Annotated in this window: 13 protein-coding genes; 2 read left to right on the top strand and 11 right to left on the bottom strand. The window is 70.4% G+C overall.

Features of this window, described 5'->3' with window-relative positions; all coding sequences use genetic code 11:
• Nucleotides 1-61 precede the first annotated feature (61 nt).
• From VGJ96_05060 to VGJ96_05015, 10 genes are all read right to left on the bottom strand, one after another.
• On the bottom strand, nt 62-1,066 hold the full coding sequence (locus VGJ96_05060) for an NAD-dependent epimerase/dehydratase family protein (GenBank protein HEY3286478.1): 1,005 nt from the start codon (nt 1,064-1,066) through the stop codon (nt 62-64).
• Entirely contained in the window at nt 1,063-2,067 is a 1,005-nt protein-coding gene (locus VGJ96_05055) for a glycine cleavage T C-terminal barrel domain-containing protein (protein HEY3286477.1), read from the bottom strand. The genes VGJ96_05060 and VGJ96_05055 overlap by 4 nt, the downstream gene beginning before the upstream one ends.
• Nucleotides 2,064-2,741: an HAD family phosphatase gene (locus VGJ96_05050; GenBank protein ID HEY3286476.1), complete on the bottom strand. Its 678-nt coding sequence runs from the start codon at nt 2,739-2,741 to the stop codon at nt 2,064-2,066. The genes VGJ96_05055 and VGJ96_05050 overlap by 4 nt, the downstream gene beginning before the upstream one ends.
• A complete protein-coding gene (locus VGJ96_05045; GenBank protein ID HEY3286475.1) occupies nt 2,741-4,033 on the bottom strand; it encodes a heterodisulfide reductase-related iron-sulfur binding cluster in 1,293 nt (430 codons plus the stop codon). Before VGJ96_05045 ends, VGJ96_05050 begins: the two co-directional genes overlap by 1 nt.
• The gene (locus VGJ96_05040; protein ID HEY3286474.1) at nt 4,030-4,923 is read right to left on the bottom strand and encodes an FAD-binding protein; all 894 of its coding nucleotides are present in this window, start codon (nt 4,921-4,923) and stop codon (nt 4,030-4,032) included. Before VGJ96_05040 ends, VGJ96_05045 begins: the two co-directional genes overlap by 4 nt.
• Nucleotides 4,920-6,398 carry an FAD-linked oxidase C-terminal domain-containing protein gene (locus VGJ96_05035; protein HEY3286473.1) on the bottom strand — a complete coding sequence of 493 codons (1,479 nt, stop codon included), beginning with the start codon at nt 6,396-6,398 and terminating at the stop codon, nt 4,920-4,922. Before VGJ96_05035 ends, VGJ96_05040 begins: the two co-directional genes overlap by 4 nt.
• Nucleotides 6,399-6,641: 243 nt before the next feature.
• Nucleotides 6,642-7,535, bottom strand: coding sequence for an RNA polymerase sigma factor RpoD/SigA (locus tag VGJ96_05030; GenBank protein ID HEY3286472.1), 894 nt, complete (start codon nt 7,533-7,535; stop codon nt 6,642-6,644).
• Between the two features lie 262 nt (nt 7,536-7,797).
• Nucleotides 7,798-8,979, bottom strand: a complete 1,182-nt coding sequence (aroB, locus tag VGJ96_05025) for a 3-dehydroquinate synthase (protein ID HEY3286471.1) — start codon at nt 8,977-8,979, stop codon at nt 7,798-7,800.
• A complete protein-coding gene (locus VGJ96_05020) occupies nt 8,976-9,527 on the bottom strand; it encodes a cob(I)yrinic acid a,c-diamide adenosyltransferase (protein ID HEY3286470.1) in 552 nt (183 codons plus the stop codon). Before VGJ96_05020 ends, aroB begins: the two co-directional genes overlap by 4 nt.
• 72 nt (nt 9,528-9,599) lie before the next feature.
• Nucleotides 9,600-10,643, bottom strand: a complete 1,044-nt coding sequence (locus tag VGJ96_05015; protein ID HEY3286469.1) for a serine/threonine-protein kinase — start codon at nt 10,641-10,643, stop codon at nt 9,600-9,602.
• Nucleotides 10,644-10,788: 145 nt separating this feature from the next.
• Between VGJ96_05015 and VGJ96_05010 the strand changes: the two genes are divergently transcribed.
• Nucleotides 10,789-11,805 (top strand): NAD(P)/FAD-dependent oxidoreductase, encoded by a 1,017-nt coding sequence (locus VGJ96_05010; protein ID HEY3286468.1) that lies wholly within the window; start codon nt 10,789-10,791, stop codon nt 11,803-11,805.
• 36 nt (nt 11,806-11,841) lie between these two features.
• On the opposite strand, the gene VGJ96_05005 is transcribed toward VGJ96_05010, so the two are convergent.
• Nucleotides 11,842-12,303: a four helix bundle protein gene (locus VGJ96_05005; protein ID HEY3286467.1), complete on the bottom strand. Its 462-nt coding sequence runs from the start codon at nt 12,301-12,303 to the stop codon at nt 11,842-11,844.
• A gap of 167 nt (nt 12,304-12,470) precedes the next feature.
• Between VGJ96_05005 and VGJ96_05000 the strand changes: the two genes are divergently transcribed.
• The gene (locus VGJ96_05000; GenBank protein ID HEY3286466.1) at nt 12,471-14,732 is read left to right on the top strand and encodes a BamA/TamA family outer membrane protein; all 2,262 of its coding nucleotides are present in this window, start codon (nt 12,471-12,473) and stop codon (nt 14,730-14,732) included.
• The last annotated feature ends 1 nt before the right edge of the window (nt 14,733 follow it).

Here is a 14,733-nt window from a genome sequence, read left to right as displayed (position 1 = left end):
GCGGGCGCGACGAACGTCGCGCCCGCGTCGTTTTCTTGTCCGTCGTGTGTCGCGCGACCGGCTACGTGGCGGCGAGCGACCGAAACGCCTCCGCGACGGCGGCATGCGTCGCCACGGCGCTGGTCCAGCCGAGCTCGCGGCGCGCACGTTCGCTGGAGAACGGGTTGTCGGCGAGCAGGAAATCCAGGGAGGTCGCATTGAGCATGGACGCGCCTGGCACGCGCAATGTCCGCAGCGCGACGCCAAGGGCGCCCATGGCGCGCTGCAGCGCCCCGCCGGGGATGGGAATCCATCGCGCCCGCACGCCGAGCCCCTCCTGCGCCGCGTCGTAGAATTCGTTCACCGTGATCGGCGCGTCGTTCGTGACGTTGTACGCGCGGCCGCCCGCCACATCGTGGGTCACGGCGCGCACCGCCACTTCGGCGACGCTGCGCGCGTGCACGATGGCGAGCGTGGCGCGGCCGTCGCCGATGCGCGGCACGAGCGGCAGGCGCAGCACGGCCGCCACCCGCGGCACGAACTGGCGGTCGCGCGGACCGTAGATGACGCAGGGGCGAACGGCCGTCGCCCACACGCGCCCGGCGCGGTGCGCCTCCATGACGAGCGTCTCGGACTCGCGCTTCGACCGCGCATACCACGCGGCGGCCGGCAGCGGGCGGAAGGGTTGCAGCTCCTGTAGGCCGTCCGCCCCGGTGAGCGAATACCGCCCCTCGGGGCCGTACACCGCCACGGAACTCAGGTGCAGCAGTCGAGCGCCCGCCTGAGCGGCGGCGTCGATGGCGTTCCGCGTCCCGTCGATGTTCGGTGCGCGAAACGACTCCCAGCCGCCGCGCGGCGTGATCGCGGCCGCACAGTGAAAGACGTACTGTGCGCCTTCCGCCGCGCGACAGTAGGCCGCGACATCCTGCGTGTCGCCGTCTTGCAGGTCGACGCCGCGGTCGGTCAGCCAGGCGGCGCGAGTCCGATCGCGCACCAGCGCGCGCACCTGCCATCCGTCGCGCTGCAGGTGCTCCACGAGATGCGAACCGACCAGGCCCGAGGCCCCGGTGATCAGCGCGGTGGTCACGCGGGGAAGGGAAGCTCGACGACGGTGCCGGTGGTCTCGCCGTCGCTCGCCCGCACGACGACCGGCGAGCCCGGTTCGACCTCGCGGCGGATCATCGCGAGGGCAATCGCGCCGAGGCGCGGCGAGAGGGCGCGCGAGCGCACATCGCCCACGTCCGCATCCCCCGCGAAGACCCGCGCGTCGTCACCGGCCGGCGCGTCGAGCCGCAGCCCGCGCAGCACACGGTTCACGTGGCCGCGGAAGTGAACGCGCGCCACCACTTCCTGTCCCGTGTAGCAGCCCTTCGTATACGAGATCGCGTCGAGGACGTCGAGCCGCGCCTCCTGCGCCAGCGACTCGCCGTTCATGTCCACGCCCCACGCCGGACGGCCGGCCTCGATGCGCAGCGTCTCGAGCGCCGCCAGCGCGGCGGGCGCGGCGCCCGACGCGATGAGCGCCTCGCGCAGCGACCCGGCGGCCTCCGCGGCGACGAAGCAGTCGAAGCCGTCCACGCCATAGTCGGCGGCCCGCGCCACCAGTATCGACTCCGTGCCGAACGGAAGCGCGGTGTTCGCGTACGCCGGCAGGAGGTCGAAGGCGGCGGGAGAGCACTGCAATGCGTGCGCCACGACCTGGCGCGCGTGCGGCCCGGCGACGCCAAGACAGGCCATCGATACGCTCACGTCGGCGTATTTCGCGAGGCGCGGATTCACATACTTGCGGACCATCGCCGCGAAGCCCGCGCCGGCGGCGGCGGGGACATCCAGGAGGAAATCCTCGGCGCCGCGCTGGAAGATGCGCACGTCGGCGATGACCTTGCCCTTGGCGGTGAGCGCCACGGCATACTGGCCGTGTCCCGGCTGCAAGGCGAGCACGTCGTTGGTGACGAGCCCCGTGAGCGTCTCGGCGGCCTTCGCGCCGGTGAACGTCATGCGCAGCCGGTCGGAGCGGTCGACCAACCCGGCATCACCGCGCAGCTGCGCGTACTCGCCGCTGGTGGGCGTGGCGATGGGCGCGCTCACGCGCGCCCTCCGCGGACGAGCGACCGCATCTGGTCGAACGAGAGGCCCGAGAGCGTGGGATAGAACGCGTCGGCTTCCATGGCGTGATGCAGCGGGAGCGGTCCGACAGCGACCGTGCGAAGGCCGGCGGCCCGCGCGGCGCGGATGCCCGGGCGCGCGTCCTCAAACGCGAGCGCCTCGCCGCGCACGATCGGCGTGGTGCGCATCAGGCGGTCGAGCGCCAGCGCGTACGGCGCCGGCGACGGCTTGCCCTCGATCCGATCGTCCGCCGTGACGACGCACGTGAAGGTATCGGCGAGTCCGGCGAGCGTGAGCACGAAGTCCACGTCGCGCCGCGACGCGCGCGTCACCAGCGCAAGGCGCACCTGGGTGCGGAGCGCCTGCACGAGCGCGAGACCGCCGGGCTGCATCAGGAGTCCGCGGCTGATGCGCTGCGCGAACGTACGCTCCGCGCGGAGCCGCGCGATCTCTGCCGCCGTGGGATCGTCGGCCGCGCCCAGCGCGCGCCGCGCGGCGGCCACGGACGCCTCGACGGGAAGGCCCAGGCAGTGCTCGACCCACGTCTCGTCGTCGAGCGACAGTCCGTCCGGAAGCAGCGCGTCCCGCAGCGCCGCGAGCCGGTGGGGCGTCGTGTCGGCGAGGATCCCTTCGAACTCGAGGAGGACGACCTGCACTAGGGCTCCCGCAGCGAATAGCTCTCGTCGAGCAATTCGATGGGATGCCGCGCCACGGCGCCGCGCCCCTCGCGCACGAGCCCCGCGCCAATCTGCATCAGGCAGCCGGGGTTCCCGGTCGCGACGATCGGCGCCGACGTCGCGTGGATGCACCGCATCTTGGCGGCGAGCACCCGCTCCGAGACGTTGGGCTCGATGAGGTTGAAGATGCCGGCGCTGCCGCAGCATTGCTCGCGATCATCGAGCGGGGTGTGCTCGAGGCCCGGAATGGCGGCGAGCACCTGCAGCGGCGGCGCGCTCACCTTCTGCGCGTGCTCCAGGTGGCACGGGGCGTCGTACGTGATGCGACGCGGCAACGGCGCGCCCGGCCGCGGTCCCGCCGCGGCCAGCAGCTCGCTGGCATCGCGCACCTTCGCGCTGAACGCGCGCGCCCGGTCACGCCAGGCGGGATCGTCGGCGAGCAGCTGGCCGTACTCCTTCATCATCGCGCCGCATCCCGCCGAGTTCGACGCCACGAACGTCGCGCCGCTCGCCTCGAACGCCGCGATGTTGGTCTTCGCGAGGTCGCGCGCGGTGGCGGCATCGCCGGCATGCACGTGCAGGGCGCCGCAGCACTGCTGCCCGGGCGCGGCGCACAGGGAGTAGCCGTTCTCCGCAAGCACCCGCTCGGTGGCGCGGTTCACCTCGGTGAAGAGACCCTCCATGACGCACCCGTCGAGCGTGGCGACCGACGCGCGCGTCGCGGCCGCTCGCGGCGTCCATGCCGGGGTGTGCGCGCGCGCCGTGGACGCGAGCATCGCGAAGGGGAAGCCGGCCGCGCCCGGAATGCGCGCGAGTTCGGCGGCGATGCCCGTGTCGCGCGCCAGGCGGCCAAACCAGAGCGCAACGCGCAGCACCGCTGGTCTGGCGAACGCCCAGAGGATCACGCGCGCCACGACGGGCAGCGGCCGTACGGCGGCGAGCTGCTCGCGCGCCGCCTCGAGCAGGTGTCCGTACGGGACGCCGCTGGGGCAGGCCGACTCGCAGCCGCGGCAACCCAGGCACCGGCTCAGGTGCGTGGCGACGTCGGGGTCGTCGAGCGCCACGCGCCCCTCGAGCGCGGCGCGCATCAGCACCAGCCGACCGCGTGGCGAGTCGTTCTCGTCCTCGAGGGCGAGATAGGTGGGGCAGGCCTGCAGGCAGAACCCGCAGTGCACGCAGCTGTCGAGCCCGGCGCGGGCGCGCTCGAGCGGTGCCAGTCCGGCCGGGCAGGGGGCGTCGTCGTGCACGAGCGGGGCGGTGGCGGCGTTCATCCCATGATCCCCGGGTTCAGGATCCCGGCGGGATCGAAGGCCCGCTTCACGCCTTCATTAAGTGCGCGCACCGCCGGCAGCGAGGGAATGCGCGGGGCGCGCGACGGAGCCGCCGCGCGAAGTCGGGTCCACAGCGCGTTGTCGGCGGCCGTCGCCGTACCGAGCGCGGCCACTGCCGTGCGCGCGGCCGCGACCGTTGCGGCGTTGCCCGCGATCCGCACGAGCAAGCCCGGGCCAAGCTCTCCCACCCGCCCGCGCGCAATGACTTCGCAGGCGATGGGCGGCGTCGCACTGCGGCGCAGTGTTGTTTGCGCCGTGGCCGCCGCGGCGTCATCAAGCGCCACATGCCACGTTTCATCCAGCGACGGCCGTGCGCGCAGCCGCAGGCTCACGCGCGTGATCGCCGCGAGCGCGCCCCACGAGCCCGTCATCAGGCGTACGAGGTCGAAGCCAGCGACGTTCTTCACGACCTTGCCGCCGGGGCGCAGCACCTTGCCGGTGCCGTCCACGCACTCGAGACCGAGAACCAGGTCACGTGGCAGGCCAAGCGCATGGGCGAACGGGCCGCTCGTCGCGGTGGCGATGGTCGCGCCGACAGAGCCGTCGTCACTCCCCCACGCGGCGAGCGGGCACCACTGGTGGTGCCGCGCCGTCGCCGCATCGAGTTCGGCGAGCGTCGTTGCCGCACCCACGGTGATGGTGAGGTCGCCCGGTTCGTACTCGATGATTCCATCGAAGGCATCGAGCGCCACGCGCTCGGCATCCGCCACGACCGGCGCGCCGCCGTCGAGCCAGGTGCCGCGCCCCACCAGTCGCAGCGCACGCCGCCGCGCCGCCGACTCCGTGATCAGCGTGGTGAGTTCGTCGAGCGATGACGGGCGATGGCTCATGCGTCGATCCCGCGCAGCGCGCCGCTCGCATCAGCCGCGGTCCCCTGCTGCGCATCGGCCATCTGCCGTCCGCCATCCGCCATCTTCGTGTTCGGCCGCCGCTCCCGGCAATACCGTATCGGAACCACTTTCCCGGGGTTCGCCCGCCGATCGGGATCGAACACGTCCCGCAGCCGGCACATGCCGTCGAGCGTATCGGGCGTGAAGAGCGCATCCATATACGGCAGCTTGTCCAGCCCCACGCCGTGCTCGCCGGTGATCGTGCCGCCGGCGTCGATGCAGGCCTGCATGATCTGCCGCATCGCCACGTGCACGCGGGCCGACTCGTCCTTGTCGTTCGCGTTGTAGGGAATGTTCGGGTGCAGGTTGCCGTCGCCGGCGTGGAACACGTTGCAGACCTGCACGCCATTGGCGGCGCCGATCTCGGCGATGCGCGCCAGGAGCGACGGCAGCTTGGTGCGCGGCACGACGGCGTCCTGCACGACGAGATGCGGCGCGATGCGTCCCATCGCGCCGAACGCCTTCTTGCGTCCCTGCCAGAGCTTGGCGCGCGCCGCCGGCTCCGTGGCGATTCGCACGTCGCGCGCGCCGTGCCCGCGGCAGATGCGGTCGACATTCTGCACGTCCTCGTCGAGCCCGACGGCCGCACCATCCACCTCGACGAGCAGCACCGCAGCGGCGTCGGTGGGATACCCGGCGGCGTAGATGCTGGCCTCCACCGCGCCGACCGTCGCGCGGTCCATCATCTCGAGCGCGGCGGGAAGAATGCCGGCGGCGATGATCGCCGAGACCGTCTGCGCCGCGTCGTCGATGCTGGAGAAGTCGGCGAGCAGCGTGACGATCCGCTCGGGATTCGGCGTGAGCTTCACCGTCAATTCGAGCGCCACGCCGAAGCACCCCTCGCTGCCGACGAACGCGCCCAGCAGGTCGAAGCCGCCGTCGTCGGCCTCCAGTTCCACAACGTTGCCGTCGGGGAGCGCGACCTTCGCGGCCACCACGTGATTCAGCGTCACGCCGTACTTCAGGCAATGCGGGCCGCCGGCGTTCTCGGCTAGGTTGCCGCCGATCGTGCAGGCCGTCTGGCTCGACGGATCGGGGGCGTAGTGCAAGCCGTGCGGCGCCGCCGCCTTGGTGAGCGTGACGTTCACGACGCCCGGCTCGACGCGCGCGACGCGGCGCTCGGGGTCGATGGCGATGATGCGCTTGAGGCGCTGCAGGCCGAGCAGGACGACGCCGTCGGCGAGTGCGCCGCCGCTCAGTCCCGTGCCCGCACCGCGCGGCACGAAGGGGACGTGGGCCCGCGCGAGCGCGCGCACCACGGCCAGCGCCTCATCCGCGCTGGCCGGAAAGACGGCCAGCGACGGCGTGCGGTGATAGCCGGGGAGGCCATCCGACTCGTAGACGAGCAATTCTGCCGGGCGCTCGAGGACATGCTTGGCGCCCACGATCGCACGAAGGTCCGCGGCGAGGGACATGCGCACTAATCTACATTCTGGCCGCGGTGCGAGTGATGGCGGATGGCTGATGGCTGAAGGCAGATGGCGGCTCACCACGTCCGATATCCGCCATCAGCCTTCCGCCATCCGCAATCCGCCATCCGCCATCCGCCATCTCCCGAATGCCGCCACGATCCTTCGCCGACACCAAAGAGCCCGACTCCATCGCTGGACTCGGGCTCGTTGGTGTCGCCGACCCCTTACCGGGAAGGTGCGGCGCTGTCAGCTCACGTTGGCCCAGAAGCCGGCCAGCGAGCGTCCTTCAGGCGACGCCCGCAGCTTCTCGAAGGCGCGTTCGCGAATCTGCCGGATGCGTTCACGGGTCACGCCCATCAACGCGCCAATCTTCTCCAGCGTCATCGCCTCGGCGCCCTCGTCCAAGCCGTAGTACAGGTTGAGGATCTTGCGCTCACGCGGCGTCAGGTAGCGCGTGAAGACGCGCGTGATCGTCTCCCGCATCAGCTTGGCGTCGGTGACTTCCTCGATCTCGGCGCCGTCGGCACCCGAGAACCGCTCGCCCAGCGTGCACGCTTCGCGATCGCTGCGATCGACCGGCGCGTCGAGCGAGAGTTCCGTCGCCGACATTTGCTTGGCGGCGCGGACCTGCTCCGGGCTCTCCTCGAGCAAACGGCCGATTTCGTGGTCCGTCGGGTCGCGGCGCAGCACCTGCGCGAGCACCGTCTCCGCGCGCGAGAGCCGGATCAGCTGCGAGTTCTGGTTGAGCGGGATGCGCACGGAGCGCGTCTGCTCGGCCAGCGCCTTGAGCACCGCCTGGCGCACCCACCACACCGCATACGAGATGAACTTGACACCCTGGTCCGGATCGAACTTCCGGACCGCCTTCAACAGCCCTTCGTTGCCGATCGCCACGAGTTCGGACAGGTCGAGTCCGTGGCCCTGGTACTTCTTCACATACGAGATGACGAATCGGAGATTCGCCGTCACCAGCCGCTCTGCGGCGGCTTCGTCCCCTTTCTGCGCCAGGCGCGCGAGGCGCCGTTCTTCGGCCGCGTCGGAAATCAGGGGGAGCTTCTGAATGTCCTGCAGGTACTGGTCAAACGCGGTAGAGGGAGACGAACGGAAAAAACCTTTGGCCTTCGGTTCCGTCTGCTGCATTACGCACCCCGTTACGACATTGGGCGTGGAACGGGCGTTGCCGCGGCGCCCGTTGGAATCAGCTTGCAGGGAAGGCCAGCATAGAATTGGGAACAAGCCGCGGTCAACAGCCAAAATTCGTGCCAGCGCGCCGCCGGCCGAGTATCAACAGCGTATCATATTGTGAAATATGATCTTATGGCGTTTTGACGAATTGTGATCAAAGGCAACTGCACCGCCGTCATCCCGCGCGACACTGGACGGAATTCGACGGTCCGGAGCGCTAGCGCGTCGCCTCGATCGCTGCGCGGACGACGCCCTCGTCCATGGGGAGCGCAAATCGTCCGCCCCCGTCGTTCATCTCGCCAAATCGCATCGGGAGCGCGTACTCGGCCAGGCCGCCGCGCGACTTCTTGTCGCCGCGCGCGAGCGCGATGATCGCCTCCGCGGAGAATGCCGCGGGGATCCGGACCGGCAGGCCGAACGTCGCGCAAAGCTCGGCGATCTCATCGGCGCAGCCGGCCAGTGTCACCTCCGCGAGTTCGCCGAGCCGCGCTTCGGCCACCATGCCGATGGCGATCGCCTCGCCGTGCAGCAGGGTGTACTCGCTGAGGTGCTCGATGGCATGTCCGATCGTGTGGCCGAAGTTCAGGATGCGGCGGCGGCCGCCCTCGCGCTCGTCGCCGGCCACGACGCCAGCCTTCACGGCGACGCTCCCGCGCACGAGTCGCTCCGCTGTCTCGGGCGCGAGCGACGGCGACAGCAGCGACGCGCCGTGCGCGGCGATCCAGTACAGGTACGCTTCATCCGCGATCACGCCGTGCTTGATCGCCTCGGCCATGCCGGCGCGGCGATGTTCGAGGGGAAGCGTGGCGAGGGCCAGCGGATCGACGAGCACGAGCGCCGGCTGGTGGAAGGCGCCCACGAGATTCTTGCCGTAGCGCGTGTCGACGCCCGTCTTGCCGCCGATCGCGGCATCGATCATGGCGACGAGTGAGGTGGGGACCTGCACCACCGGGACGCCCCGCAGGTAGGTGGCGGCCACGAAGCCGGCGAGATCGCCGCAGACGCCGCCACCCACGGCAACCACCACCGTGTCGCGGCCCAGTTGCCGGTCGAGCAGCGCGTCAGTGAGCGCGGCCCACTGCGCCCGCACCTTGCTCGATTCGCCCGGCGGGAAACTGAGGATCTCGGTGTCGAGCGCGGCGGCGATGGGCTCCGCATGGAGCGGCGCGACGTTGGCGTCGGTGATGATGATGGGCCGGCACCCCGGTGCGCATTCGCGCACCAGCGCGGCGGCATCGGTCAGCGCGCCGGCGCGCACCACGATGCGCGAGCCGTGCACGACGATTTCGCGGGCGGTGCCGTCCGGATCGACGGTTGGCGCGGCGCCCGGTGCCGGGATGTACGCGCCGCCCACGCCCGCAACCGCGTCCGTGCCGGTGCGCGTTCCTGTCCTTCTCACCATGTCACTTCGCCCGCGCCGGCGCGGCGATTCGCCACGCGCGCCAGCACGAAGAGCAAGTCGGACAGCCGGTTCAGGTAGACGATCACGACCTGCGGCACCTCGACGTCGCGCTGGAGCCGGACCACCGCGCGCTCGGCGCGCCGGCAGATCGTGCGCGCCACGTGCAAAGCGGCCGACTTGGGAGTGCCGCCCGGCAGGATGAACGACTTGAGCGGCTCGAGTTCGGCCTCGCCGTCGTCGATCGATTGCTCCATCTGGGCAATGCGTTCGTCGGAAATGCGCGCCTTGGCGAGCTGCTCCTGCATCTTCACCAGGTCGGGCGTCGCGAGCAGCGCACCGATCGCGAAGAGGTCGCGCTGGATGGGGGCGAGGACTTCGTCGATGCGGGGCATCATCTCCGCCGACCGGGCCACGCCGATGCAGGCGTTCAGTTCGTCGATGTCGCCGTACGCCTCGACGCGCGGGTGGTCCTTGCTGACACGACCGCCGCCGAACAGTCCCGTGTCGCCTTCGTCGCCGGTGCGCGTGTAGATCTTGAGGGTCATGTCGAAAGATAGCCGGAAGGTCGGGGACGCCGGGTGAACGCGAGCGCAGGACGCGGATCCACCCGCTGAAAACTACTGCATGCCGAGGATGCGCCGGATGAGCGACGGCCGGGTACGCGCGGGGCGCGCCGTGTACGCCGAGGCCGCGGTTTGCGTCGGCTCGGTAGGCGGGCGGTAACTGTCGGGGAAGAGGCCGGCGAGATGCGCCTGCAGCCGTTCGGGCGAGCCGGGCTCGCGGTGCAGGACGCAATACTGGTCGAGCACGCGCCCGAAGTCGGCGGCGCTCGGGCGGTCCTCGCGTCCCTTGCTGAGCGCGGCGCGCAGCAGCCCCTCGAGCGTCGGATGGATGTCGACGATGAAGCGCGAGACGTCCGGGATCGGCGCCACCACCACCTCGTCGATGGCGGCCTCCGTCTCGTCCTCGGTGAAGAGCGGCTTCAGCGCGAGGAGTTCGAACAGCACGATTCCCATCGCGAAAACGTCGCTGTGCCAGTCCACCTGCCCGCCGAGGATCTGCTCCGGGCTCATGTAGTGCTTCTTGCCCATCATGAGCGGGCGCTGCGCGGCCGGGTCGATCATCGTCTTCGCCTTCGCGATGCCGAAGTCGGCCAGCTTCACGTGGCCGTCCCACGTGAGCAGCACGTTGCCGGGCGAGACGTCGCGGTGGACGATATCGAGGCGGTGTCCGGTGCGGTCCACGAAGTTGTGGGCGAAATCGAGGGCGCGGCAGACGCGGCTGGCGATGTAGGCGGCGAGCGCGGGGCTCATCGGCTCGCCCATCTGCCGGTGCCGGTCGATGAGCGCGCGCAGCGTGACGCCCTTGATGAACTCCATCGCGATGAAGTACTCCTGGTCCACCTCGCCCAGCTGGTAGATCTGCACGATGTTGCCGTGCACCAGGTTGGCGGAGAGCTTCGCCTCGTCGATGAAGAGCTGCAGCCATTCGGGCTGCGTGGCGTAGCGGTCGTGGATGATCTTGAGCGCGATCTGCTTGGTGAAGCCCGCGGGTCCGATCTGCTCGGCCTCATAGACGGTCGCCATGCCGCCGCGCGCCACCTTGCGGAGGAGGCGGAACTGGCCGGCGTATTCGATGAGTCGTCCTGCGGTCTCTTCCATGCGAAGTCAGGTTCGGAGAGCGGGCGGCGGCGTGCGGGCGCGGATGCGCCGCACGCGCGGCCCGTGGACGAGAATGCACGATATTCCAGCCGCGGGGAAGCCGCCCCGGGTTGTTTCGGGCGGCGGGCCTCGCGACCTTTCACGCATGCGGCATGAATTGCGGGACCTGACCATCATCGGCGCCGGCCCCACCGGGCTGTTTGCGCTCTTCTACGCTGGCATGCGCGGTGCGTCCGCGCAAATCGTCGATGCGCTCGACGCGCCCGGCGGACAGCTCGCGGCGCTCTATCCCGAGAAGCTGATCTTCGATGTCGCGGGCTTTCCCGAGGTGCTCGCGAAGGATCTCGTCCGCTCGCTCGAGCGCCAGGCGGCGCGCTTCGCGCAGCCCGTCCACCTGGGACAGGTGGTGACCGGCCTGGATGAGGCGGACGGACATTTTGTGCTGCGCACGGCGACGGATGAGTTTCCGACGAAGTCCATCGTGATCGCCGCCGGCATCGGCGCGTTCTCGCCGCGGCGGCTGCCGCAGGCGTGCGCGGCGCCGTGGTATGGGCGCGGGATCGAGGACCGCGTGCTCGATCCGGCGCGATTCACCGGGCAGCACGTGGTGATCATCGGCGGCGGCGACAGCGCGTTCGACTGGGCGCACCAGCTGCGGGGGCGCGCCGCCTCGGTGACGCTCGTCCACCGCACCGACCGTTTCCGCGCGCACCACGCGACGGTGGAGGCGGTGCAGGCGGACGTGGCAGCGGGGGAGACGGCGCTCTTCACCTTCCACGAGCTGCACGAGATTCACGCGGTGGACGGGCGGATGCACGAGCTGGAGCTGCGCGACGTGAAGACCAAGGCGACGCGGCGCGTGCGCTGCGACGTGGTGCTGCCGATGCTCGGCTTCGTCAGCGACCTTGGCGCGCTCACGCAGTGGGGGATGACGCTCGCCAAGGACGAGATCGTCGTGAACTCGCAGATGGAAACGGGGCGGCCGGGGATCTACGCCGCCGGCGACATCGTGACGTACCCTGGCAAGCTCAAGCTGATCGCGACCGGCTTCGCCGACGCCGCCGTCGCCGTCAACCAGGCGTACCACTGGATCTACCCGGAGAAGAAGGTGAACCCGGGGCATTCGTCCAATCTTGCGGTGTTTGGGCAGAAGGACGATTGAGGATCGGGAATCCGGAATGAGATTCCGGACTGCGAATCAGGACGGCGATTCACGATGGGGGCGTGTCCGCGCCCCCTTTCGACTTTCCCCGGCGGCTGGTCGCAGCGACCTGATGAAGGTGAGGAGCTGACGGCGAACCTGTACCAGGAGGTCGCGGTACAGTTCACGTGGCTGCCACGGGGCAGTGCCCAGCGCGTCGATCCACGCCAGCGCCTCGCGAGTCGATCCGAGCGCGTAGGTGTAGAACCGAAGGCGGTCGGCCGTGCCGCCACGGGAGTAGCCTTCGGCGATGTTCGCGTTGATTGACGAGACGGCGCGCACGAACTGGTGGGCAACATCGAGGGAGACGCGGGCCCCCAGACACGCGACATCGGTGCTGCACCGGGCGCCCAGGAATGACGACATGCGAAACATGCGGGTTCGCCAGATCGGGTCGCCGTCGTACGCGGCCGGCGGTGACGTCTCGTACGAGGCGAAGTCGAGAGGAGGAAGCGTCATGTGACAAGCATCTGACGGAGCAACCATCCAAGTGTCACCCGACTCCCGCATGACCCACCAAACGGTCGCAAATCGGAGTCCGAATTCGCGGTCCTAGATCCCATTCCGGATTCCAAATCCTAATTCGGTTGTTGACAACTATTAGAGCACAGTAAGAAATTTCTTCGGTGACGCGTCCACTGCTCGCCTTCCTCGCCGCCTTCGTGCTCCCGGCCGTTCTTGGGGCGCAGGACATCGTCTGCGACAAGGCTGACACCGAGGTGCTGCGGCTGGAGTTCGAGGGGAACGCGGCCTTCCCGTCCGCCGAGCTCGCGAACGGCATTGCCACCACGCCGTCCAGCTGGGCGCGACGGTGGACGCGCGTCTTCGGCACGCGGCACTGTCTCGACAAGGCGGAGTTTCCGCGCGACGTCCTGCGGCTGGTCATCTTCTACCGCAACCACGGGTACCTGGGCGTGGCGGTCGACACGATCGTCACGCGCCTCGGCCCGTCGCAGGTCGCGGTGAAGTTCCGCATCACCGAGGACTACCCGACGCGGGTGCGGACGCTCGACATCGCGGGCCTCGCCGACGTGCCGATGCGTGAGGCCGTCGAGCGCGCGCTCCCGCTGCGCGCCGGCGCGCCCTTCGACCGCTTCGCGCTCGCCGCCACGCGCGACACGCTCCAGCGGCGGCTGCGCAACAGCGGCTATCCCGACGCCGAAGTGCTGGTGAACTACGAGACGGATGTCGACCGGCGCACCGCGACGGTCTCGTTCATGGCGCTCCCCGGCGCGCGCTCGCGCATCGGCGAGGTGCGGGTGCAGGTGCGGCCGCGCGGCGCGTCGCCGGTGATCGACACCTCCGTGGTGCGTCGCCTCACGGCGCTTGCGGTCGGCCGCTGGTACCGCGAGCAGGACCTGGAGCGCGCCAAGCGGGCGCTCTACGCCAACCAGCTCTTCGCGCAGGTGAGCGTCGAGCCGGACACGGGCGGCGCGCGCCCCGACTCGACCGTGCGCATCGACGTGCTGGTGGCCGAGGGGCCGATGCAGAGTGCGCGCGTGGGCGGCGGCTGGGGGACGCTCGACTGCTTCCGCGCCTACTCCGACTACACGCACCTGAACGTGGCGCGGCGCGCCACGCGCCTCGACCTGCGCGCGCGCGTCTCGCGCATCGGCGTCGGCAAGCCGTTGAATGGACTGGAGTCGCTCTGCTCGGGGGACGCGCGCCACGACGCGTTCGGCGGCCGCCTGAACTACTCGACCGGCCTGACCCTCACGCCGGCCCTGTCGGCGCGGGCCTCGGTGCAGCCGTCGCTCACGCTCTTCAGCGAGCGCCGCTCGGAGTACAACGCCTACCTGCGCACCACGCCGATCGGCGGCGCGCTCTCCCTGGCGCACGGCATGGGGCGGCGCACGCAGAACGCCTCGTACACGATGGAATACGGCGACACGAAATCGTCGCCGGCCTTCCTGTGCGCGGTCTTCAACGCCTGCGACAGCGGCGACCAGGCGGCGCTGCTGCGGCGCCAGCGGCTGGCGGTGCTGGGCGTCTCGTTCACCGAGGAGCGCACCGACAATCCGTCGAGCCCGAACCGCGGCACGGTATTGCGCGCCGAGGTGCGCCACGCCTCGAGCGCGATCGGCTCGGACAACCGGCTGCAGTTCACGCGGCTCACGCTCGACGGCGCCGGATACCTGCCACTTGGCACCGACGTCGTCCTCGCGGCGCGCGTGCGCATCGGCGCCGTGCTCGGGCCGACCTTCCAGACGTCGGTGGGCGACGCGTACGTGCCGGTGCAGGAGCGGCTCTATGCCGGCGGCGCGACGACGGTGCGCGGCTTCCGTCAGAATGAACTGGGCCCGGTGGTGTACAACGTCGCCGCGTACGATACGGTGCGCGCCGATGGCACCATCGGCGGCGATCCGGCGGATCCCGCGCAAGAGGTCTACTTCCGCGCGCGCGCCGCGACGGCGAATCCGCGCACGATCCCGACGGGCGGCAACGCGATGCTGGTGGCGAACCTCGAGGCGCGCGTGCGCAGTCCCGTTTTGGCGGACGTGCTGCAACTGGCGTTCTTCGCCGATGCCGGGCGCGTCTGGAATCGCGGCACCGCGCAGCGCCTGAACCTGGGCGCGGTGCAGTGGACCCCGGGCGTCGGGGCGCGCGTGCGCACGCTGGTGGGGCTGATTCGCGTGGACATCGGCTACAACCCGTACCAGCGCGCGAGCGGCGCGGCCTTCTTCGACACGCCCATCGCGCTGGGCGGCCAGTTGTTCTGCGTCAGCCCGGGGAACACGCTGCGCGTGACGGCCACCAGCGCGCCGGGCGGCGGCGCGACGACGCTGGCGCAGGCGAACGGCAGCTGTCCCGCGGATTTCACGCCGCGACGCGAGCACAATTTCGTGAAGAAGCTGGCCTTCCAGTTCTCCATCGGCCAGGCGTTCTAGC

The organism is Gemmatimonadaceae bacterium, from assembly GCA_036504815.1.
In the GTDB taxonomy this organism is placed as follows: Bacteria; Gemmatimonadota; Gemmatimonadetes; order Gemmatimonadales; family Gemmatimonadaceae; genus PNKL01.
Note: the sequence above shows the minus strand (reverse complement) of the source record. Positions and strands in the feature narration are given on the sequence as shown.